Origin of the sequence: Actinosynnema sp. NPDC053489 (assembly GCF_044544865.1) — a bacterium.
Lineage (GTDB): Bacteria > Actinomycetota > Actinomycetes > Mycobacteriales > Pseudonocardiaceae > Actinosynnema.
Genome location: NZ_JBITXT010000001.1, coordinates 147,683 through 170,514, shown reverse-complemented (window position 1 = coordinate 170,514; position 22,832 = coordinate 147,683). Strand labels below are relative to the sequence as shown.

Here is a 22,832-nt window from a genome sequence, read left to right as displayed (position 1 = left end):
CCGCCCGCAAGACCCCCGCACCACCACCCGAGTCCCGGCGTGCCCGATTGGATCAGGAGGGGTCGGCCAGGCGCGGCCAGAGGCAGGCCAGGGTGGCGGCTCCGGCCAGCAGCACGTCGACCAACACCCGTTCGTCGCTGTCGTGCCACCGGTCCTCCGGCAGACCCGTGCCGAAGAAGACCACCGGCGCGTCCAGGCTCCGCGCCAGCAGCTCGGCCGGTCCGCCACCGGCGTTGCCCATCCGACCGGGCGCGGTCCCGAACCCGTCCCGCACCGCGGCCGCGAGCGCGTCGACCGCCGGGAGGTCGTCCGGCGTCCGGTACGGCTCCTGGCCGTTCTCCTCGGCCACGGTCAGCTCGTAGCGGACCTTGTCGCCCATGGTCTCCGCCACCCAGGCCCGCAACCGCGCGGCCACGGCGGCCACCGTCTGGTCCGGCACCGTGCGGATGCTCAGGTCGGCACTGGCGACCGCCGGGATGGCGGCCCTGGGCACCCCGACCGGGTCACCCGCGACCACGGTGAGCACCTCGGCCGCCGGTCGCGCCCACAGCCGCTCCAGCACCGTGTAGCCGACCTCGCCGCCCACGGTCCGGGTGTCGGACCGGGCCAGCCAGTCCTCCTCGGTGAACGGCAGCGCGGCGAGGTCGGCCCGCAGGCGCTCGGACGGCTCGGCCACGTCGTCGTAGAACCCCGGCAGGGCCACCCGCCCCTTGTCGTCGTGCAACCGCCCGAGCAGCTTGCACAGCTCCTCGACGGGGTTCGGGGCGGGCCCGGACACCGCGCCGCTGTGCACGTCCCGCAGCGGCCCGTACACCTCGATGTGCGCGTTGAGCTGCCCCCGCACGCTGGTGCAGATCGCCGGGTGGTCGGCCCGCCACAGCAGCGTGTCGGAGAAGACGACCAGGTCGGCGTCGAGCCGGTCGCGGTGGTCCTCGATCAGCGCGGCGAAGTGCGGCGACCCGGCCTCCTCCTCCCCCTCGACCAGGAACTTCAGGTTCACCGCCGGCGCCGTGCGGCCGGTCGCGGCCAGGTGCGCCCGCACCCCCCAGACGTGCGCCAGCACCTGCCCCTTGGCGTCGGACGCGCCCCGCCCGTAGAGGCGCTCGTCGCGCAACGCCGGCTCGAACGGCGGTGTCTCCTCCCACTGCTCGTCCTTCGCCGCGCGCACGTCGTGGTGGCTGTAGACCAGGACCGTCGGCGCCTCCGGTTCCGCGCACCACTGCGCGAAGACCGCGGGCGCGCCGCCCGCGTCCCACACCTCCACGGTGGGGAACCCGGTCTCCCGGAGTGCCGCGGCGAGCCAGTTCGCCGACCGGACCAGGTCGATCCCGTGCTCGGGCACGCCGGCGACCGAGCGCACGCGCACCCAGCCGATCAACTCCTCGACGATCCGGTCACGGTGCCCGTTCAGGTAGTCGTGCACCTCTTCCGCCCGCACCGCGCCACTCGTCATCGGGTCCTCCTCCTCGGGAGACCTCCGACTACCCGGACGCGGGTCGTCCATGCGCGCACCGGCCCGTGGCCCGGCCGGCCGACCGCCGGCGTGCCGGGGCTCGACGGGGTGGTCAGGCGCCCGTCCTCCGGGGCGAGGTCCTCGCGCAGGCCGCGCCACGACGGGTGGCGCAGGCGGTGGTCGCCGGTCCACTGGCGGAACTCGACCTCGCCGACGAGGACCGGGTCGACCCAGTGGGCGTCGCGGGCGAACTCGCGGGGCACCGGCGTGCCGAACGGGCTGGTGCGGCGTTCGAGGCCGGCCGGCAGGCGACGCAGGTCGACCAGCGCCCGGGCGGAGAAGCCGGTGCCGACGTGTCCTGTGCAGACCAGCCGGTGTCGCCGTGCGCGCCGAGGAGCAGCGAGCCCAGCGTGCCGGAACGGCGGCCCGGCCCGGTTTCCAGCCGCCGCTCACGGCCTCCTGGTTGCGGCGCAGCGGTGTCTTGACCCGTGACGGCGACCGCCGGCCCCGCTCGTAGCGGGAGGTGGCGCGCTTGCTGACGATGCCTTCCAGCTCGTGCTGCCCGGCGACGCGCCGGATCGTCGCCGGCTCCGCGTCCGGGAAGCTCGGCGGCACCTGGATCGCGTGCTCACCGGGCAGCGCCAGCGCGGTGAGCAGCGCCCGCCGTTCGGCGTGGGGCAGGTGCCACACCGGCCGGTCGTCCAGGTGCAGGAGGTCGAACACGTAGTACGCGACCGGCGGCACGCGCAGGGCCCGCACGCCGGCCGAGGTGCGCGTGCGCCGCTGCGACAACTGGAAGCCGGGCCGCTGGTCCGGGCCGAGCGCCACGATCTCCCCGTCGAGCACGGCCGTGCGGCCGCGCAGCACGTCGGACAGCACCCGCAGCTGCGGGAAGCGGTCGGTGAGGTCGAGGTGGTCGCGGCTGAGCACCCGCACGTCACGGCCCCGGGAGTACGCGACGCCGCGGTAGCCGTCCCACTCGAACTCGACCGCCCACCTCTCCCCCGTCGGCCACCTCCCGCCGCGGGCGGCGTTCATCGTCACCGGGAATCCGCTCGACCGCGACCCGAGCACCCCCGGTGCGACGACCGCTCCAACCGGTTTCGGGGGTGGGGTGCGGGGTAGCCGGGCCGTGGGTCCGAGGTGCCACGACGAGCGCCCTCGACCCGTGGGACCAACCGCCGGTCGGACAGCGCGCCGGCACCACCCGATGGGGTGGCCGGGCGCGTCGTGACGACCCCGGCCGCCTCGTCGTCCCCTGCGGGTGTCGCGAGCGTCGGTGTTGCGAGCGTCAGGGCTGGGACGGGCCCATCAGCTCACCGCTGCGGACCAGGTACTCGGCGACCGAGGTCAGCTTGGTGTTCGTGTCCTGGCTCGCCCGCACCAGCACGGCGAACGCCTGGTCGCCGGTGATCCGGAGGCGTTCGATCAGGATGCCCTTGGCCTGGCCGATCAGGTCCCGGGTGCCCATCGCCCGGGACAGGTCCTCGATCTTCAGGGCGTCCGCCATCGCCACCGCGGCGTGCGCCGCGAACAGGGACCCGATCTGCTCGGACTGCTCGGTGAACGCGTGCGCCTCGGTCGAGTACAGGTTCAGCGCCCCCAGGTCGTCCTCGGTCACGTAGAGCTGGAACGACAGCATGCTGCCCACGCCCAGCTCGGCGGCGCGGACGGCGAACCCGGGCCACCGGTGCTCCCGCGCCATGTCCGGCAGCGACACCGTGCGCCGGTCGTACAGCGCGTCCAGGCACGGCCCCTGCGCGAGGTCGATCTGCACCTGGTCGACCCGTCCCACCAGCTCGTCGCTGCCCGCCACCGTGCGCATCGACCTGCCCTCCCGCACCACCGACACGCCCGCGTGCCGCGCGCCGGGCACGGTGTCCACGGCGGTCTTCACGATCCCACCGAGGGTGTCGACGACGTTGTCCTGCTGCTGCAGGTAACGCGCCAGGTCACCCAGGCGCGAGGCGAGCTCGGCCAGGTCCTCCCCCGCGAGGGCGCTACCGGACCACTCCTCGCGCGGATTGCGCCCCTCGCCCACACCCACCGCAGCCTCCAGTACCGGGATCGGCCCGCGCCGGGTCGGCGCGCAGTACGGAGAGTTGCCCGATCCGGTCCCGCGCATGCCACGCCGACCTTGGAATCCGGTCCCGACGCCGACCGCCCCGACCCGGTCGAACGTCGCTCGACATGATCCGGCGCACCGCGGGTCGATCACGGCGGCCCCGCGGCGCACCCGCCGCCCGACCGCCGGCACCGAGCGACGCCGGCCGGGCCCGCACGCCGACGACCGCGGGTCGGGCGCGACGATGGGACCCCGACGACGGACCCGGAGGCACCCATGGCCGATTCGCTCCCCGCACCGCGGACGTCCACCCTCGTGGTCGACGACGGCACGGAGATCGCCTTCCACCGGTGGGCGGCCGACGGCGGCGCGGCGAACGGCGTTCCCGTGGTGCTGCACCACGGGTTCAGCGCCAACACCCTCGCCGAGTGGGCCGGGCAGGGGGTGGTGGCCGCCCTGACCGCCGCCGGCCGCGACGTCGTCGGGGTCGACGCCCGCGGTCACGGGTCGTCGGGGAAGTCGCCCGACCCGGCCCGGTACGGCGAGCCGCGGATGGCGCGGGACCTGCGGGCCGTCATCGCCGCCCTCGGCGCCCCCGCCGTGGACCTCGTCGGCTACTCGATGGGCGCGGTGGTCGCGCTGCTCACCGCGGCCGAGGAGCCGGCCGTGCGCCGGTTGGTCGTCGGCGGGGTCGGCGCGGGGGTGGTCGAGGTCGGCGGGGTGGACACCAGGGTGCTGCCCAACGACGTGCTGGCCGAGGCGCTGCTGTCCGACGACCCCGGCCCCCTGCCGCCGGAGGTCGCGGGGCTGCGCGCGTTCGCCGAAGCGGTGGGCTCCGACCTCCGCTCGCTGGCGGCGCAGGCGCGTTCCGCCCACCAGGGCGGGATCGACCTCGCGGCCGTCACCGCCCGGACGCTCGTGATCGCGGGCGACGACGACCCGCTCGCCCGACGTCCGCACGTCCTCGCCGACGCGATCCCCGGCGCCCGGCTCCTCGTGGTGGCAGGCGACCACGGCACCACGATCGGCAACCCCGACTTCACCACCGCCCTGGTCGCCTTCCTGGGGGTTGCGCCCGGCAATTGAGACGCCACTCGCTGTTAGCGCTAACGAACTCCGGGTACCCGGTCAGCGGTCTTGTCGGAGATGAACGCGCTGCGCTACGGTGCGTGCTGGGAACGCTCCCAATCGTGCTGACCCGGCACTCGCGACGACCAGGACGCACCCTGCTCGCAAGGAGGCGAGGCATGGCTCCACGTGCGCGCAAGGAACCCGGGTCGCTGTCGTTCCGCCGCAGACCTGGTTCGGTCGCGCCCTCGACCGCCGCCCAGCGCGTCTAGGAACACCTCCGCTCGACCACCGCGATGCACGTCGACCGCCATCGACGCGGCATTCCGCCGCCTCATCTTTGTTAGCGATAACAAGGCGATTGCCTTGCATTCCCGTGAGAGGAACACCATGCGAGATCCCCTCGCGACCAGGAAGAGCGCCGTCCCCCGCTCGCGACCGCGGGCGGTGTGGGTGGTGGTGTTGTCGGTCCTCGGCGTCCTGCTCCCGGTGCCCGCCGCGTCGGCCGCCTCGGTCGACCCCAACGCCTGGTACGTGCTCGTCAACCGCAACAGCGGCAAGGCGCTCGACGTCTACGGCCGCGCCACCACCGAGAACGCCCGGATCTCCCAGTACACCCGCAACGACGGTGCCTGGCAGCAGTGGCGGTTCGTCGACTCCGGCGGCGGCTACTACCGCGTCGAGTCCCGGCACAGCGGCAAGGTCCTGACGTTCCCGTCCACCGCCGACGGCGTCGGGCTGGTGCAGGCCACCGACGCCGGCCGCGCGGGCCAGCAGTTCCGGTTGGCCGACTCCTCCGGCGGTTACGCCCGGCTGCTCAACCGGGCGGGCGGCAAGGCCGTCGACGTGCAGAACTCCTCCACCGCCGACGGCGCGCGGCTCGTCCAGGCCCCCGACACCGGCGGCGCGAACCAGCAGTGGCAACTGGTCCGGCTCGGGGTCGACACCACACCGCCGACCGCACCGGCCGATCCCCGCACCTCGAACCTGACCTGCACCGGGGTGACGCTGTCCTGGTCGGCGTCCACGGACGACGTCGCGGTCGCGTTCTACGACATCTACCACGACGGGCAGCTCATGACCTCGGTGCCCGGCACGGCGGTGACGGCCGACCTGACCGTCACGCCGGGCGCGACCTGGGGCCTGTACGTCAACGCCCGCGACGCGGCGGGCAACGTCTCACAGGCCAGCCCCACGGTCACCGTCACCGTGCCGCAGTGCCAGGCCGACACCCAGCCGCCGACCACGCCCACCGGCGTGACGGCGACCGCGTCCGGCACCACCGTCACCGTGCGCTGGTCGCCCTCCACCGACAACGTGGCCGTCACCGGCTACGAGGTCCTGCGCGACGGCGTCCAGGTCGGCTCCACCAGCGGCGCGACCGCGACGACGTTCACCGACAGCGGCCTGGCCGCGAACACCCGCTACCAGTACCAGGTGCGGGCGCGCGACGCGCAGGCCAACCGCTCGACGCCGAGCACCGCCGTCGCGGTCACCACCGGGGGCTCCTGCGCCACGGCGCTGTGCTCGGTCACCAGGGTCACCACCGAGACCGACCTGCCCTGGGGCCTGACCACCCTGCCCGACGGCCAGGTGCTCTTCGGCCGCCGCGACACGTTCGAGGTCGTCCGCCTCGACCCGGCGACCGGCGCGAAGACCAGCCTCGGGCGCGTGCCGGGCGCGGCGGGCACCGACGGCGAGGGCGGGGTCCTGGGCCTCGCCGTGGCCCCCGACTTCACCGCCGACCCGTGGCTGTACGTCATGCACACCACCACGACCGACAACCGCGTGGTGCGCATCCGCTACACCGGCGGCACGCTCACCGGCAGCCCGGAGGTGCTGCTCACCGGCATCCCGCGCAACAAGTACCACAACGGCGGCCGGCTGCGGTTCGGCCCGGACGGCAAGCTCTACGTCGCCACCGGCGACGGCCAGAACGGCGCGTGGGCGCAGGACCGCGCCAACCTCGCGGGCAAGGTGCTGCGCATCAACCGCGACGGCGGCGTCCCCTCGGACAACCCGTTCGGCACGCCGGTGTGGAGCTACGGCCACCGCAACCCCCAGGGCCTGGCCTTCGACTCGCAGGGCCGGTTGTGGGAGCAGGAGTTCGGCAACTCGGTCATGGACGAGACGAACCTGATCGTGCGCGGCGGCAACTACGGCTGGCCGAGCTGCGAGGGCACCACGGGCAGCTGCGGCGAGGCGGGGTTCATCGCGCCGAAGCGCACCTACCCGGTGGCCGAGGGCTCGTGCAGCGGCATCGCCGTGGTCCGCGACGCCCTCTACATCGCGTGCCTGCGCGGCGCGCGGCTGTACCGGGCGGAGATCTCCGGCGACGGCCTGACCAACGTCCAGCAGTACCTCAACGGCACCTACGGCCGGCTGCGGACCGTGGAGCCGTCGGCCGACGGCGGCCTGTGGCTGACCACCAGCAACTACGGCGACAAGGACAGCATCGCCAACAACAGCAACGAGAGCATCTTCAAGGTCCAATTAGGACGGTGAGCTCGTCGTGGGGCGGGGCGACCGCTCCGCCCCACGCGGTCCCGACCACGAAACGGAGTCCCCATGACCCACCGCAGGACACCGCGCCGCCGCACGAGGACGCTCGCGGCCGTGACGATCGCCATCGCGGGCGCCGTGGCGCCCGGCGCGGTCGCCGACGCCGCGCCGGCCTCGCCGTGCACCCCGGGCGCGACCTACGGGCCGCCGTTGCCGACCACCTCGGTCACCGCCCAGCTCGTCCGGGGCGGGTTCAACTTCCTCGAGGGCCCGACCTGGGACCAGCGGACCGGCACCCTGCTGCTGTCGAACATGCAGAACCCCACGGGCCCGCAGGGGGTGCAGCCGTCGTCGGTGCTGCGCTTCACGCCACCGTCCACCTTCGACACCTTCATCGCGAACTCCGGCAGCAACGGCCTCGCGATCACCCCCGACGGCACGCGGGTGCTGGCCGCGACGCACGACAACCGCACCGTCTCCGCCTACAGCCTGGCCGACCGCGGCCGAACCACCGTCGCGGCGAACTACCAGGGACGGGCGTTCAACTCGCCCAACGACCTGACCATCGGGCGCGACGGCAGCACCTACTTCACCGACCCCAACTTCCAGCGCGGCAACCGCGCCGACGAGCAGGGCGGCCGGACCAGCGTCTTCCGCGTGCGCGACGGCGTGGTCACCCTGGTCGACAACACCCTGTCGCAGCCCAACGGCATCGTCCTGTCGCCCGACGGCACGACGCTGTACGTGGGCGCGGGTGGCAACAACACGATCGTGAAGTACACCGTCGCCACCGACGGCACCCCGGGCAACCGCACGACGTTCGCCGGCATCCGGACGCCCGACGGCGCGACGGTCGACTGCGCCGGCAACCTGTACTGGGCCTCCTACGACGAGGGCCTGGTGCACGTCTTCTCCCCGTCGGGCCAACAGCTCGGCACCATCTCCGCCGGCCGCAACGTCACCAACGCGGCGTTCGGCGGCCCGGACGGGCGGACGCTCTACCTGACCTCCGGGGTGTCCGGCAACTTCGGCCTCTACCAGGTGCGCCTGAACGTGCCCGGCAACCCGTACTGAGGCGCGTGGTCCCCCGTCCGGCGGAGGCGCTGCCGGACGGGGGGCCGCTTCGGTGCCGGTTACCGGCTCAGGAGCACGCCGCGCCGTTCAAGGCGGACGAGCCGGAGGGCGGCGTCGATCCGCGGTACTTCGCGTCGTCCCCGACGGTGACCGTGCCGCCGGTCGGCAGCGATCCTGCCCACCGGCGCCGCCCACCGCACTCCGGGTGAGGACGGACCGGTGTCCGGGACGTCCCGCACTCGCATCGCGGGTCCTCGCAGCTCCGGTGCCGAACGGGCCGACTGCCACCCGGGAACGTTCCCGGACAACAGCGGTCGACAATCCCGAAACGGGCGCCACTTCGAGTCAACCGGTCCTACCCGCTCCGTCAACGAAGGGGAATGCGGAAAATCCGGTGCCGCTTTCAGCTCACCGACGGCATCAGGCCGGGCGGGAGCGCTGCCGGAGCGCGTGGCCCGGTCACGTCAACGGCGGCCGCACGCTTTCCCGGCACACCAGGGTCGGCGTCGAGGTCCGGCGCGGTCCGACGACCGCGGTGCCGTCGATCTGCGCCATCAACAGCGCGAGGGCGTCGCGCGCGACGGCGTCGAAATCAGGGCGGACCGTCGTCAGCGGCGGGATGAAGTAGGCGGCTTCCGGCACGTCGTCGAAACCCACGACGCTCACGTCGTGCGGCACCCGCTTGCCGCGCTCGCTCATCGCCCGCAGGATGCCCAGCGCCAGGTGGTCGTTGGCCGCGAAGATCGCCGTCACCTCCGGCATCCGCGCCAGCACCTGGCCCGCCCGGTACCCGGACGCGGCGCTCCAGTCGGCCGGCACGATCGGCGGCACCTCCGCGCCGGCCGCCTCCAGCGCCGACCGCCAGCCCTCGATCCGGCCCGCGCTGTCGAACCAGTCCGGCGGGCCGGACACGTGCCACACCGTCCGGTGACCCGCCTCCAGCAGGTGCCGGGTCGCCGCGACCGCCCCGGCCACCTGGTCGACGGTCGCCGTCGGGGTGGGGCGGCGCGAGTCGCCGTCGACCATCACCAGCGGCACGTCGGGGGGCACGGTGTCCGCCGCGTCGTGCGCCGAGGTGGTCGGCGCGATCACCACGATGCCCGCCACCCGCTGGTCGCGGTGCCGCTCCAACGCCTTGGTGATCGACTCGCGGTCCAGCACGTTCGCCCGGTGCGTGGTCACCACGAACCCCGCCTCCGCCGCCACCTGCTCGAACGCGGCCAGCAGCGAGGAGGGGCCGCACAGCGTCGTGTTCTGGGCGACCACGCCGATCAGCTGCGACCGGCCGGTGACCAGCGCGCGGGCGACCCGGTTCGGGCGGTACCCCAGCTCGTCGATCGCCGCCTGGACCCGCAGGCGCGTGCGCTCCTGCACGTACGGGTGGCCGTTGAGCACCCGCGACACGGTCTGGTGCGACACGCCGGCCAGTCGCGCGACGTCCGCCATGGCGGGCGCACCGGATGTCCTGTTCCCCACTAGCGTCCCCATCCGCGCGGCACCCGCGCACGCGGGCGTCGCGGCAACCACTCGGCCAGTGGGTGGTCGTCCGCAACCGAAAGTTTCGACATGGCTGCCGATCGACGGTGACCAGCAAGTCAATGTAGCCAAGTCCCTTTTGGTCAGTCAACGCGGCCGTGCGCTAAATGTTCCGCCGAACTTTTTAGCAGCGGTCGATCGTTGACAGGGATTTCTGTTATCGCTAACACTGTCGGCAACATCCTGTTCACACCGCCGACCCCCCGATCTCACCTCGCGCTGACTGCCCTTGCGCGCACGGTGACATGTTAACGATCACACTCGTCCGTCCGTCGTGCCGGAGGAGTGCCGTGCCCTTTGCCGGCCTCCTCCGGTACTGACGCTCACCCCGAAAGATTTCGGGCGCGCTTCCGGTCCCCACCCTGTCCCGAGTTCTCGAGGAGAACCACGTGCACCGACAACGCCCACAGCGGCCGGGACGGCTCAGAGCCGTCGTCCTCACCGCCCTGCTCGCGGCCGGCCTCGCGGTGGCCCCGGCGGCATCGGCCGCCGGGCCGAACCTGATCACCAACCCCGGCTTCGAGGCCGGGCTGTCCGGGTGGACCGTCAACAACGGCAACGCCACGGACTCCGCGACCCTGTCCCCCACCGGCGACGCCCACGCCGGGTCCGGCGCGGTGCTGGTGACCGACCGCAGGACCACCGGTTCCGGGCCGGCGCAGGACCTCGCCGGCAAGGTGGCCGCCGGGAAGACCTACACGGTCACGGCGTGGGTGAAGTACGAGAACCCGGCGAGCCCGGCGACCAAGCAGTTCTTCGTGACCATGCACTACGGCGGGTCGACCTACACCAACCTGGGCACCGGCACCGTGCCGCGCGGCCAGTGGGGGCTGGTGCAGGGCACGTTCACGATCCCGGCCGGGCAGTCCGTGACGACGCCGCGCCTGTTCGTCGAGACGCCGTGGACGGCCGACCCGGCGGCGGCGCCGGCGACGCACCTGATGGACTTCAAGGTCGACGACGTCACCCTCCGGGAGTTCGTCCCGTCGACCACCATCGAGGTGCTGGGCAAGAACCCCGGCGAGGGCAACCCGCTGATCTCCCACAAGTTCGGCGCGGACGGCGACGCGTTCGTGCACGACGGCCGGGTCTACCTGTACCTGACCAACGACACCCAGGTGTACCGCCCGGGTCCGGACGGCACCTCGCCGACCAACACCTACGGCGGCATCAACACGATCACCGTCATCTCCTCCGACGACCTGGTCAACTGGACCGACCACGGCGAGATCCCGGTGGCCGGGCCCGACGGCCTGGCGAAGTACGCCTCGCAGTCGTGGGCGCCCGCGGTCCAGAGCCGCGTGGTCGACGGCAAGGAGAAGTTCTTCCTGTACTTCGCCAACAACGGCGCGGCCACCGGCGTCCTGGTCGGCGACTCGCCGCTCGGGCCGTGGCGCGACGAGCGCGGCAGCCTGCTGGTCACCGCCCAGACGCCCGGCGCGTCCGACGGCCGCAACTGGCTGTTCGACCCGGGTGTGTTCGTCGACGACGACGGCCAGGGCTACCTGTACTTCGGCGGTGGCGGCAACGACAACTCCAACTCCGCCGAGAACACCAACCACCCGAAGTCGACGCGCGTGATCCGGCTCGGCGACGACATGATCAGCACGGTGGGCGCGGCCGAGACGATCGACGCGCCGCTGGTGTTCGAGGCGGGCCACGTCTTCAAGCGCCAGGGCAAGTACTACTACTCCTACTCGTCCAACTTCGGCTTCGGCGGCCCGATCGACCCGAACGGCCCGCCGACCGGCGCGATCGCCTACCTCATGGCCGACGACCCGATGGGGCCGTGGACGCCGCGGAACTACGCCGGGGTGATCTTCAAGAACCCGGGCACCTACTTCGGCGCGGGCGGCAACAACCACCAGTCGGTCTTCGAGCTGAACGGCGAGTTCTACTTCACCTACCACGCCCAGACGCTGAACCGGCGCATCACCGGCGGTGCCACGCAGGGCTTCCGCAGCCCGCACCTGGCGAAGCTGGAGTTCAACGCCGACGGCACGGTCAAGGAGGTGATCGGCGACTTCGCCGGTGTGGAGCAGATCCGCCACCTCGACCCGTACCGGGTGGTCGAGGCGGAGACGATCGCGTGGCAGCAGGGACTGGCCACCAAGCGCCTCAACGCGCCGAACGACGTGCCGCGGCTCGCGCTGCACGACGTGGACGACGGTGACTGGACGTCGTTGTCGTCGGTCGACTTCGGCAGCGGCGCGAACGGGGTGTCGGCGCGCGTCAAGCCGCTCGTGGCCGGCGGCGGCATCCAGGTCCGCCTGGACGACCGCGTGGGTCCCGTGGTCGCCACCATCCCGGTGGACGGGCCGGTCGGCGAGTGGACCGAGGTGGGGACGGCCCTGCGCGGCGTGTCCGGCGTGCACGACGTGTACTTCACGTTCACCGGTCCGCAGGGCGGCGACCTGGTGGAGGTCGACAGCTGGCGCTTCACCAGGCCGTCGCTGCGGGTCACGGGCACCGCGGACACCCGGTGCGCGGGGCCGAACGCCAAGCTGACCGTGCACGTGACCAACGGTGAGCGCGGGCCGGTGGACGTGGTGGTGGAGACGCCGTTCGGCACCAAGTCGTTCGACGACGTGGAGGCGGGCAAGACCCGGTTCCACCCCTTCAACACCCGGCAGAGCGCCCTGGCCGCGGGCTCGGCGAAGGTGACGGCGAAGGCCGTGGTCGACGGGAGCGAGGTGTCGACGGAGCTCTCGGTGCCGTACGACGCGCTCACGTGCCGCTGACCTGACGGGTGGGGCGAGGCGGCCCGGGGCTCCCCCGGGCCGCCTCGTCGCGTCAGGCGGTGGTGCAGGCCGAGCCGTTGAGGGAGAACGACGTCGGCTTGGCGGTGTTGCCGGTGTGGCTCGCCTGGAAGCCGATGCCGATCGAGGCGTTCGGCGCGATCACCGGGTTGTACGCGACGTTGCGCGCCGTCACCTGCCCGGACGTGGGCGAGTAGGTGGCGCTCCAGCCGGACGTGATCGTCTGCCCGCCGGGCAGGGTGAAGACCAGCGACCAGCCGTTGACGGCGGTGGCGCCGGTGTTGGTGATCGTGATGGTCTCGGTCAGGCCGTTGTTCCAGGCGTTGACGGCACTGGAGACGCGGCAGGCGCCGGACGGCGGCGGTGTGGTCGTGGTGGTCGTCGTCGTTGTGGTGGTGGTCGTGGTGGTGGTCGTCGTGGACGTGGTCGTGGTGGTGGTGGTGGTGGAGGTCGGGTCACCGGGCCGGTCGAGGCCGAAGAACGCGACGGCCTGGGCGGCCATGCCCGTGGACGGCAGGCTGTGCCCCGCGCCCTGGATGCTGTACGCCTCCACCAGCGTGGTGCCCGAGGCGTTGTTGTAGCGGCGGCGGTTCCAGCCGGGCTGCGGGGTGTCGGTCGACGTCGGCGTCTGGCTCAGGCCGAACACGTCGGTCCACTGCTCGACCTCCTCCTGCAGCAACGCGTACGGCACGAGGGTGTCGGCGGTGCCGTGCCAGAGCTGCACCCGCGGGCGCGTGCCGGTGAACCCGGGGTTGACCTGCCGCACGGCGTCGCCCCACTGCTGCGGGGTGCGGTTCGCGCCGCCACCGCCGGTGCACTTGCTGCTGCCGGGCGGGTAGTCGGCGGCGTTGGCGAAGCAGTTGAACGGCACGCCCATGAACGCCGCACCGGCCTTGAACACGTCCGGGTAGAGGGCGAGCATGTGGTTGGTCATCATGCCGCCGGACGAGGAGCCGGTGGCGAAGACCCGGTTCGGGTCGCCGCCGTAGCGCTGCTCCACGTACGTCACCATCGACACGATCGACACCGGGTCGCTGCCGCCGCCGCGCCGCTTGGCCGCGTCGGACCAGGTGTCGAAGCACTTGCCGAACCCGGCCTCCTGCTGGGCGCTCGGGTAGATCACGACGAACCCGTACCGGTCGGCCAGCGACGCGAACTCGCTGCTCGAGTAGAAGCCGGGGCCCGACCCGCCGCAGCCGTGCATGGCCACCACGATCCCGGGGTTGGCCGGGCGCGAGTCCGGCACGTAGACGTGCATCCGCATCCCGCCGGGGTTGCTGCCGAAGTTGGTGACCTCCGTCAGCGACGCGGCGGACGCGGGCGTGGGCGAGGCGGTGACGAGGCCCGCCACGAGCAGCGACGCCGCCGCGGCGAGCAACAGGCTCGGTTTGGCCTTCATGCGCTCGACTCCTTTGTGTCGCGCAGGGTCGGATCGGCCGGGCGCTCCGGTGGCCGACCTCCGACATGTGACACTTAGGTTGTCGACAGAGCCAATAACTGTCAATCGACCGTCTCGACAGCCGCGGGTGCTCCTTTCGGACCCCCGTTACAGTCGGTGCCGACCGCCCCCGACCCGCAGCGGAGCCGCCGTGACCAGCCCGTACGACATCGAGGAGATCTTCCCGGAGGACGGCGTCCGGCTACCTCGGCGGCAGCACGGCAACTCGCCGCAGGGGCTCACCGTGACCCTGCTGGCCGACTACACGCTGCGGAACAGGGCGTGGCTGCCGTCGGCGGCGATCGTCGCGCTGCTCGCCGAGGCGGGGGTGAGCCAGGCGGGGGCGCGGGCCACCATCAGCAGGCTCGCCCGCCGGGGCGTGCTGGAGGGCAGCAGGCAGGGCCGCAACAGCTCCTACCGGCTCACCGCGGCCGCCGCCCTGAACCTGGCCGCCGGCGGTCGCTGGCTGGTCGCCGCCGCGGCCGACGACCGGCCGTGGGACCGGTGGTGGACGCTGATCGCCTTCTCGCTGCCGCAGGAGGAGGTCGCCCGGCGGCGCGAGCTGCGCAACCGGCTGCGCTGGCTGGGGTGCGCACCGTTGTACGACGGCCTGTGGATCTCGCCCCACGACGTGACCGCCAAGGCCCGGTCACAGCTCGCCGACCTCGCCGGGGGCGCCATGACGGTCTTCCGGGCGCGCCACGTCGAGCTGGGCGCGAACGCCGGCCGCGATCCCCTCGACGCCTGGGACACGGCCGCGATCGCCGGGCACTACGAGGCGTTCATCCGGCGCTGGAGCCCGCTGCTGCCCGACATCGGCGGCTCCCGGATCACCGGCGTGGAAGCCGTCCGGGCCCGCACCGAGGTCATGGACACCTACCGCCGCCTGCCCATCCTGGACCCGCGCCTGCCGCTGGCCCTGCTCCCGCCCACCTGGCCGCGCGAACGGGCGCGCGGCCTGTTCGCCGCCGTCTACGACGGCCTCGCCGGTCCCGCCCAGGAGCACGTCCGGGCGGTCGCGAGCCGCTTCACGACCGAGCCGCTCACCGACGTGCGGGCGCACACGGTCGCCGACGTGCTGCGGGGCCTCCAGGGCGCGGAGGCCATCACCGAACCGAGCCGCTGACCGGCGCGGCGGCCGGCGCGCGGTCACCGCGCCGGCGGGTGCGGCGAGCCCCTCACCTGCGACGTCGCCCGCCGTCCTGATGACCCCGGGCGGGTGACCTATCCTTCCGGTCGGGCGACGGGCCGTGCGCGCACTCGGTGCTCTCGTGACGTCGTACGGCGCGATCGGTGAGCGGAGGGTGTTCGGTGGCGGGTTCCGACGGGGACTGGGCCGAGGTGTTCGCGGCGGACGACGGTGTCGGCCCGGACCTCGCCGCCGTGGACTGGGCGGCGACCCCGCTCGGCACGCCGGACGGCTGGCCGCAGAGCCTGCGGACGGCGGTGAGCATCACGCTGGCCTCGCGCTTCTCGATGTGGATGGCGTGGGGTCCGGACCTGACGTTCTTCTGCAACGACGCCTACCGGCGCGACACGCTGGGCCGCAAGTACCCGTGGGCGCTCGGCCGCCCGGCGCGCGAGGTGTGGGCGGAGATCTGGGGCGACATCGGACCCCGCATCGACACCGTGCTGGCGACGGGCCGGGCGACCTGGGACGAGGCGTTGCTGCTGATCCTGGAGCGCTCCGGCTACCCCGAGGAGACCTACCACACGTTCTCCTACAGCCCGTTGCGCGGCGACGACGGCGTGGTGGTCGGCATGCTGTGCGTGGTCAGCGAGGACACCGAGCGGGTCATCGGCGAGCGCCGGATGGCCACGCTGCGCGACCTCGGCTCCGACCCGAGCGTGGTGCGCACCGAGGAGGAGACGCTGGGCTTCTCCTGCCGCCAGCTCGAGCGCAACCTCCGCGACCTGCCGTTCAGCCTGTTCTACCTGTTCGACGACGACGGCACGGCGCGGCTGGCCGGGGCGACCGGCATCACCACCCCGCACCCGGCCGCGCCGGCGGTGCTGCCCCCCGACGACGAGGGCGCCACGTGGCCGGGCAAGCGCCTGGCGAGCGGCGAGGCGGTGCTGGTGGACCTGGCCGACCCGGCGTTCGGCGAGCTGCCGACCGGTGACTGGCCGGCTCCGCCCGCGCAGGCGCTCGTCGCACCGCTCCAGCAGCAGGGCGGCAGCCCCTACGGCTTCGTGGTCGCCGGCCTGAACCGCTACCGGCCGCTGGACGACGGCTACCGCGGCTTCGTGGAGCTGGTCGCCGGGCACGTGGCGGCGGGCGTGGCGTCCGCGCGGAGCTACCAGGCCCAGCAGCGGCGGGCCGAGGAGCTGGCCGAGCTGGACCGCGCCAAGACCGCGTTCTTCTCCAACATCAGCCACGAGTTCCGCACGCCGCTGACGCTGATCATGGGACCGGTGCAGGAGCTGCGGGACCGCTTCGCCGACGACGAGCCGGTCCGCGAGGAGCTGGCGGCCGTGCACCGCAACGGCCTGCGGCTGGGCAAGCTGGTCAACACGCTGCTGGACTTCTCGCGCATCGAGGCCGGGCGGATGCAGGCCCGGTACGAGCCGGTGGACCTGGCCGCGTTCACCGGCGAGCTGGCCAGCGTGTTCCGCTCGGCCGTGGAACGCGCCGGGCTGGCGTTCGAGGTGGACTGCCCGCCGCTGGCCGCACCCGTGCACGTCGACCGGTCGATGTGGGAGAAGGTCGTCCTCAACCTGCTCAGCAACGCCCTGAAGTTCACGTTCCACGGCACGATCCGGGTCGCCGTGCGGGACGACGGCGACCACGCCGCCATCACCGTGTCCGACACGGGCATCGGCGTGCCGGAGAGCGAGATGCCCCGCTTGTTCGAGCGGTTCCACCGCATCGACAACGCCCGCGCCCGCTCCAACGAGGGCAGCGGCATCGGCCTGGCCCTGGTCCGCGAGCTGGTCGGCCTGCACGGCGGCACGATCACCGCCCGCAGCGAGGTGGGCGCGGGCACGGAGTTCACCATCCGGCTGCCGTTCGGCCACGCCCACCTGCCCGCCGACTCGGTGACCGACACCGCGGGCGCGGACGTGGTCAGCTCCACCGCCGACCCGTTCGTGCAGGAGGCGATGCGCTGGCTGCCCGGCGCGACGGGCGGCGGCGACCTCGCCGTGGTGGCGGCCATCCCGCCCTCGGACGGGCGGCAGGCGTCGGGCCGGGTGCTGGTGGCCGACGACAACGCCGACATGCGCGACTACCTGCGCCGGCTGCTCGCGCCGCACTACCAGGTGATCACGGTGAACGACGGCCGGGCCGCGCTGGACGCGGTGCGGGCCACGCCGCCGGACCTGGTCGTCAGCGACGTGATGATGCCCCGCATGGACGGGTTGGAGCTGGTCGCCGTGCTGCGCGCCGACCCGCGCACCGCCGGCGTGCCGGTGCTGCTGCTGTCCGCCCGCGCCGGCCAGGAGGCGTCGATCGAGGGCCTGGAGGCGGGCGCGGACGACTACCTGGTCAAGCCGTTCTCCGCGGCCGAGCTGCTGGCCCGCGTGCGGGCGAACGTGGAGCTGGCCCGGCTGCGCAACCACCACACCGCCTGGCGGACCGCGCTGATCGACTCGCTCCAGGAGGGGTTCTTCGTCATCGACGAGGACGGCGCCGTGGTCGAGATCAACGCCACCTTCGCCCAGCTCCTCGGCTACGGGCCGGAGGGCCTGCCCTACACCCCGCTGCACCCGTGGTGGCCCTCGCTGGAGGAGGACCCGGAGGCGCACCGCCGCACCGGCGAGGTGTTCGCCCAGCTCATGGAGCACGGGTCGGGCACCGAGGTGCTGCCCGTGACGCACCGCGACGGGCACCGCCTGTGGGTGGCGGCCTCGTTCAACCGCGTGACCGACCCGGAGAGCGGGCGGCACGTGACGGTCGGCACGATCCGCGACGTCACCGCCGAGCACTACGCCGTGCAGCGCAGCACCGCGCTCGCCGCGGTGAACCTCCAGCTCTCCCGCGCCGAGACCACGCCCGCCGCGCTGCGCGGGGTGCTGGAGGAGCTGCGGGGCCTGTGGAACGCCCGCCGCGTCCTCGGCGTGCTGTTCCGGCCGGGCGGCGAGCCGGACCTGGTGTGCGTCGGCGAGCCCACCACGTGGGCCGAGCTGTCCCCGCGGACGCGCGAGTCGCTCGACGCGCTGCGCACCGGCCCGTTGCTGTCCCCCGTCGCGCAGGGGTCGGGAGCGGTGTCCGTGACGCTGGAGCACCCGCTGGGCGTGCTCGTGGTCCGCGTCGAGCCGCAGGGGCGGCCCACGCTGTCCACCGAGGACCTGACGCTGCTGGCCCTGCTGGCCGGGCACCTCGGCCAGGGCCTGCACCGGATGCACCAGATCGACCAGCAGCGGGAGACCGCGCTGGCCCTGCAACGCGCCATCCTCGGCCCGGCCCGGCTGCCCGACGGCTTCGCGGTCCGCTACGAGCCGGCGAGCCGCCCGCTGAAGGTCGGCGGCGACTGGTACGACACGTTCGCGCTGCCCGACGGGCGCACGGCGGTCGTCGTGGGCGACTGCGTCGGCCACGGCCTCGAAGCCGCCACCGTCATGGGCCAGCTGCGCAGCGCCTGCCGGGCGCTGCTGCTCCAGGAGCTGAGCCCGGCCCGCACGCTCACCGCGCTGGACCGGTTCGGCGCGACCCTCCCCGGCGCGATCTGCACCACCTTGTTCTGCGCCGTGCTCGACACCGCGACCGGCGAGCTCGTGTACTCCAGCGCGGGCCACCCGCCGGGCATCCTGGTCCTGCCCGACGGTGCCAGCCGGATGCTCGACCAGGGCCGCGGCCTGCCGCTGGCGGTGCGGCCGGACCGGGAGCGCCCCGAGGCGACCATCTCCGTGCCGGCCCGCGCCACGCTGCTGCTCTACACCGACGGCCTGGTCGAGCGCCGCCGCCGGCCCATCACCGACGGCATCGACGCCGCCGCCTCCGCGATGCAGGACGCGCGGGACGTCCCGGTGGACGAGCTGGCCAGCCGCGTCATGGCCGACCTCGCGCCGCCCAACGGCTACGAGGACGACGTCGCGCTGCTGGTCTACCGCCACCCCGCGCCGCTGGACGTCACCTTCTCCGCCGCGCCCGGCGAGCTGGCGCCGGTGCGCCACACGCTGCGGGCCTGGCTGGACAGCTGCGACATCACCGCGCAGCAGACGTTCGACATCCTGGTCGCCGCCGGCGAGGCGTGCACCAACGCCGTCGAGCACGGCCACCGCGACCACCCCGGCCGGCCGATCCGGCTGCGGGCGACCGCCCTGCCCGACGAGGTGCGCCTCGTCGTCACCGACACCGGCGCGTGGCGGGCGCCGGAACCCGTGTCGGACGGGCGGCGGGGTCGCGGGCTGCACGTGATGCGCGGCCTGGTCGACAGCGTCACCGTCCTGCCCGGCGCGACCGGCACCACCGTCGAGATGCACACGAGGATCGTCCCGTGACCCCTGCGCTGACCATCACCACCACGTCCCGGCCCGACGGTTCGCGCGTCCTGGCGGTCGTCGGCGAGATCGACATGAGCAACAACGACGTGTTCGCCGCCGCGGTGGCGAAGGAGGTGACCGCGGGCGGGCCGTTGGTGGTCGACCTGACCGCGGTCGAGTACCTGGACAGCAGCGCGTTGCACTCCTTGTTCGCCTACGCCGACGACATCACGGTGCGCACCGGACCGCTGCTGCGGCCCGTGCTCGCCGTCTCCGGGCTCGCCCAGCTGACCACCGTGGAAGAAGTGCCCTGACCCGTGGTGCCCTGACCCGCGGAGTCCCGATCCGCGGAGTCCTGGCCGTGGCGCGCCGTTCGGGCGAGCGGCGCGCCACGGGTCACCGGGACCGGCTCAACCGCGCAGCGCCCACTGCTGGTTCGGCTGCCCGGTGCACGTCCACAGCACCAGCTTGGTGCCGTTGGCGGTGCCCAGGTTGTAGGCGTCCAGGCAGAGGCCCGACTGCACGCTGGTGATCGTGCCGTTGGCGTTGACGTTCCACTGCTGGTTGGTGTCGCCGTGGCAGTCCCAGGTCACGACCTGGGTGCCGTTGGTCGTGCCGCGGCCGTAGGCGTCCAGGCACTTGGTGCCGAGGACCACGAGCTGCTTGGCCGAGTTGAGCGTCCACGACTGGTTGGCCTGGCCGTGGCAGTCCCACAGCTGCAGCTGCGTGCCGTTGGTGGTCGACGACCCCGGCACGTCGAGGCAGCGGCCCGAGGGCACGCCGACGATCTGCCTGCCCTGCGAGGCGATCGGGTCGCCGATGCTGCCGGGGACGGAGCGCAGCGCGCTGTACCAGGTCGCGGCCATCTTGTCGTAGCCCGTGGCGGTGGGGTGCACGCCGTCGATCAGGTCGGCCGTGGTCAGGGCGGAGTGCATGTCGACCAGGCGCACGCGCTTGCCCGCGTTCACCTTGCCCTGCACGATGCCGGGGATCGCGGCGTTGAAGGTGCGGGCCGCGGCCTCCTGGCCGGAGTTGGCCAGCGGGATGATCGTCGCGACGAACACGTCGGCGTTCGGCGCGGTGGCGGTGATGCGGTCGATCAGCGTCGACAGCCGGCCGGGCGCGCCCGACACGTTGTAGTTCTGCAGGATGTCGTTCGTGCCGATGTGCAGCAGCACGGTGCGGGGGGTGGTGTTGCGCAGCCAGGTGACGATGTTGGCGTCGATCTGGTCGATGCGCCAGCCGGGGTGGCCCTCGTGGTCGTGGTCGCCGAGCGAGCCGGGGCCGTTGAACTGCGAGCCGACGAAGTCGGTGCGGTAGTTGCCGGCGGCGAGGCGCTGCCACAGGCCGATCCGGTAGCCGCCCGGCACCTGGGTCCCCTCGGTGATGGAGTCGCCCAGCGGCATGACCCGCACCCCGCCGTTGGACTCGGCGGCGGCGGGGCCCGCGGGCAGCAGCGCGGCGGTGACCAGCGCCGCGGCGCAGGCGGCGAGTAGTCGGAGGCGTGGTCGCATGGTGTTCTCCTGGGGTTGAACCGTGAACCGGCACCTCGTGCCGGGTGCTCGCGTGGCGGCCGCGCTAGGCGCTCTGCCGCCGCCACTGCTGGTTGGCGCCGCCGGTGCAGGTCCACTGCACGAGCTGCGCGCCGTCGGTGGTGGCGGCGTCGAGCACGTCCAGGCACTTGCCGCTGTGCCGGGCGACCAGGCGCGCGTAACCGCCGCCGGCGTCCTCGACGCGCCACCGCTGGTTGGCGCCGCCGTTGCACGTCCACTGCACGACCCGGACGCCGTCCCCGGTGGCCGACGCGCCGCCGTAGACGTCCAGGCACTTGCCGCTGCCGGCGTTGACCACCTCGTTGAGGCCGCCGCCGACGTCGCGCACCCGCCAGCGCTGGTTGGCCTGGCCGTTGGGCGCCCACTGCACCACGGTGCCGCCGTCGGCCGCGGAGGCGTTGTAGACGTCGGCGACCTTGCCGCTGTGCCGGGCGGTGAAGGTCTCCGCGGTGGGCACGGGCACGGTCGTGCGCGGGGTGAGCCGGTACAGGCCGGCTCCGTGGGCGGGCAGGGAGCGCGACAGCGTGCCGCTCACCGTGCCGAGGTCCGCGCCGGACCACAGGTCGACCACCGCGGCGGAGCCGATCCCGAGGTCGGCCAGCGGAGCGGACACCGTGGCGGTGGCGGAGCCCCGGTTGAACAGGGCGAGGTACTTGTCCTGGTTGCCCGGCGCGTTGGCGGTCCACGCCGTCTGCGTGCCCGAGAAGAGCTGCCGGTTGTCGGTGCTGTGCTGGTCGACCGCGAGCACGGCCGCGTTGGTCATCAGCGCCAGCTCCGACGCGCGGTTCTGGGTCAGGTCGCCACCCCACATCAGCGGGGAGCGGGTGATCGACCACAACGTCATCAGGGTGCGCTGCTCGTCGGGGGTGAGGTTGGAGTAGCGGGGCGCGCCCACCGGTCCCTGCTGGGACAACCGGCCGATCGGGATCATGTCGGGGTCGGGCCACGCGCCGGGCTTGCGGTACGGCGTCCACGCGTTCAACCGCTCGAAGAGGGCGTCCAGCGAGGACCAGTTGTCCCACAGGTCGTTGACGACCCGCCACATGTTGGCGTTCGCGGCGACGTGCGCGCCGTTGCCGGTGGACGTCGGGCCGGGCGAGAGGCTCAGGACCATCGGTCGGCCGCTGCGCTGGATCGCGAGCTTGTAGCCCTCGACCTCGGCCTGCCGGTAGGTGGGCGCGGCGATGTCGTCGACCTTGACGTAGTCGACGCCCCACGAGGCCAGCAGCCGGAACTGGGCGTCCAGGTAGGACTGGGCGCACGGGTTGGCCATGTCCAGGCCCCAGTTGAGGTTGAGCCAGGCGGCGGTGGTGTTGTTGGCGATCCGGCTCGCCCGGCAGCTCGTGCCCGGCACCGGGAGGTCGTCGGCGACGACCTGGCGGGGGATGCCGCGCATCAGGTGCACGCCGAACTTGAGGCCGGCGCCGTGGATGTAGTCGGCGAGGGGCTTGAACCCGTTCGTGCCGGCGGCGGAGGGGAAGCGGGTGGTGTCGGGCAGGAGCAGGCCGCCGGCGTCGGTGCGCAGCCTGGGCTGGAAGTCGGCGTCCTGGTTGGGGCTGCCGGTGCCGCGTCCGGGGTAGTACCAGGCCCAGTCGACCACGACGTACTGCCACCCGTGCTGCTTGAGGTTGTCGCGCATGTAGTCGGCGTTGGCCTTGACCTGGGCCTCGGTGACGGTCCAGTTGAACGAGTCGTAGCTGTTCCACCCCAGCGGCGGGGTCGTCGCCACCCCGTTGTCCCACGCCGAGGCCGGTTCCGGCGATCCGGCGGTCACGGTCGCGGCCGAGAGCGCGACGGCGGCGAGCAGCGCGCCCGCTCGCCTCGGTAACGGTGTCCGGGCTCCACGCACCGTGCCTCCTGCTCGTCGTCGAGGGAGCGCTGCCGCCGACCGCGCGGATTGTTCGCGTTCACATGGGAAGCGAGATACCGGCGATCTGCGGGTCCGAGTGTGGTGTCGACA

The 22,832-nt window shown here is 73.2% G+C and carries 13 protein-coding genes and 2 pseudogenes; 7 read left to right on the top strand and 8 right to left on the bottom strand.

Annotated features, from left to right (window positions below; translation table 11 throughout):
- Positions 1-52: 52 nt before the first annotated feature.
- From ACIGNX_RS00670 to ACIGNX_RS00655, 4 genes and pseudogenes are all read right to left on the bottom strand, one after another.
- Positions 53-1,645, bottom strand: coding sequence for a M20/M25/M40 family metallo-hydrolase (locus ACIGNX_RS00670; protein WP_396535640.1), 1,593 nt, complete (start codon positions 1,643-1,645; stop codon positions 53-55).
- A gap of 5 nt (positions 1,646-1,650) precedes the next feature.
- Positions 1,651-1,824: pseudogene (locus ACIGNX_RS00665) on the bottom strand (DNA ligase); the annotation flags it as partial.
- 172 nt (positions 1,825-1,996) lie between these two features.
- Positions 1,997-2,491, bottom strand: a pseudogene (locus ACIGNX_RS00660) (hypothetical protein); the annotation flags it as partial.
- A 253-nt stretch (positions 2,492-2,744) separates the two neighbouring features.
- Complete coding sequence (locus ACIGNX_RS00655; RefSeq protein ID WP_396534778.1) at positions 2,745-3,500, bottom strand: GAF and ANTAR domain-containing protein; 756 nt, start codon at positions 3,498-3,500, stop codon at positions 2,745-2,747.
- A 294-nt stretch (positions 3,501-3,794) separates the two neighbouring features.
- Here ACIGNX_RS00655 and ACIGNX_RS00650 point away from each other — a divergent pair, with 294 nt between their 5' ends.
- The 3 genes from ACIGNX_RS00650 to ACIGNX_RS00640 all read left to right on the top strand — a co-directional run bounded on the left by ACIGNX_RS00650 (position 3,795) and on the right by ACIGNX_RS00640 (position 8,162).
- Positions 3,795-4,604 carry an alpha/beta fold hydrolase gene (locus tag ACIGNX_RS00650; RefSeq protein WP_396534776.1) on the top strand — a complete coding sequence of 270 codons (810 nt, stop codon included), beginning with the start codon at positions 3,795-3,797 and terminating at the stop codon, positions 4,602-4,604.
- Positions 4,605-5,033: 429 nt separating this feature from the next.
- A complete protein-coding gene (locus ACIGNX_RS00645) occupies positions 5,034-7,091 on the top strand; it encodes a PQQ-dependent sugar dehydrogenase (protein ID WP_396535638.1) in 2,058 nt (685 codons plus the stop codon).
- 63 nt (positions 7,092-7,154) lie between these two features.
- Positions 7,155-8,162, top strand: a complete 1,008-nt coding sequence (locus ACIGNX_RS00640; RefSeq protein ID WP_396534774.1) for an SMP-30/gluconolactonase/LRE family protein — start codon at positions 7,155-7,157, stop codon at positions 8,160-8,162.
- A gap of 459 nt (positions 8,163-8,621) precedes the next feature.
- Here the strand turns inward: ACIGNX_RS00640 and ACIGNX_RS00635 are convergent, their stop codons facing one another.
- Positions 8,622-9,608, bottom strand: coding sequence for a LacI family DNA-binding transcriptional regulator (locus tag ACIGNX_RS00635; protein WP_396534772.1), 987 nt, complete (start codon positions 9,606-9,608; stop codon positions 8,622-8,624).
- Between the two features lie 479 nt (positions 9,609-10,087).
- On the opposite strand from ACIGNX_RS00635, the gene ACIGNX_RS00630 reads away from it, so the two are divergent.
- Positions 10,088-12,439, top strand: coding sequence for a family 43 glycosylhydrolase (locus ACIGNX_RS00630; RefSeq protein WP_396534770.1), 2,352 nt, complete (start codon positions 10,088-10,090; stop codon positions 12,437-12,439).
- Positions 12,440-12,491: 52 nt separating this feature from the next.
- On the opposite strand, the gene ACIGNX_RS00625 is transcribed toward ACIGNX_RS00630, so the two are convergent.
- Positions 12,492-13,856 (bottom strand): PHB depolymerase family esterase, encoded by a 1,365-nt coding sequence (locus tag ACIGNX_RS00625; RefSeq protein ID WP_396534768.1) that lies wholly within the window; start codon positions 13,854-13,856, stop codon positions 12,492-12,494.
- A 190-nt stretch (positions 13,857-14,046) separates the two neighbouring features.
- Here ACIGNX_RS00625 and ACIGNX_RS00620 point away from each other — a divergent pair, with 190 nt between their 5' ends.
- The 3 genes from ACIGNX_RS00620 (at position 14,047) to ACIGNX_RS00610 (ending at position 19,633) form a co-directional block, all read left to right on the top strand.
- On the top strand, positions 14,047-15,021 hold the full coding sequence (locus ACIGNX_RS00620) for a PaaX family transcriptional regulator C-terminal domain-containing protein (RefSeq protein WP_396534766.1): 975 nt from the start codon (positions 14,047-14,049) through the stop codon (positions 15,019-15,021).
- Positions 15,022-15,206: 185 nt separating this feature from the next.
- On the top strand, positions 15,207-19,337 hold the full coding sequence (locus ACIGNX_RS00615; protein WP_396534764.1) for a SpoIIE family protein phosphatase: 4,131 nt from the start codon (positions 15,207-15,209) through the stop codon (positions 19,335-19,337).
- Positions 19,334-19,633, top strand: coding sequence for an STAS domain-containing protein (locus tag ACIGNX_RS00610; RefSeq protein ID WP_396534762.1), 300 nt, complete (start codon positions 19,334-19,336; stop codon positions 19,631-19,633). The genes ACIGNX_RS00615 and ACIGNX_RS00610 overlap by 4 nt, the downstream gene beginning before the upstream one ends.
- Positions 19,634-19,729: 96 nt before the next feature.
- On the opposite strand, the gene ACIGNX_RS00605 is transcribed toward ACIGNX_RS00610, so the two are convergent.
- Both ACIGNX_RS00605 and ACIGNX_RS00600 read right to left on the bottom strand, forming a co-directional pair.
- On the bottom strand, positions 19,730-20,833 hold the full coding sequence (locus ACIGNX_RS00605; protein ID WP_396534760.1) for a ricin-type beta-trefoil lectin domain protein: 1,104 nt from the start codon (positions 20,831-20,833) through the stop codon (positions 19,730-19,732).
- A gap of 64 nt (positions 20,834-20,897) precedes the next feature.
- Positions 20,898-22,721 (bottom strand): alpha-galactosidase, encoded by a 1,824-nt coding sequence (locus ACIGNX_RS00600; protein ID WP_396534758.1) that lies wholly within the window; start codon positions 22,719-22,721, stop codon positions 20,898-20,900.
- Positions 22,722-22,832: the final 111 nt, after the last annotated feature.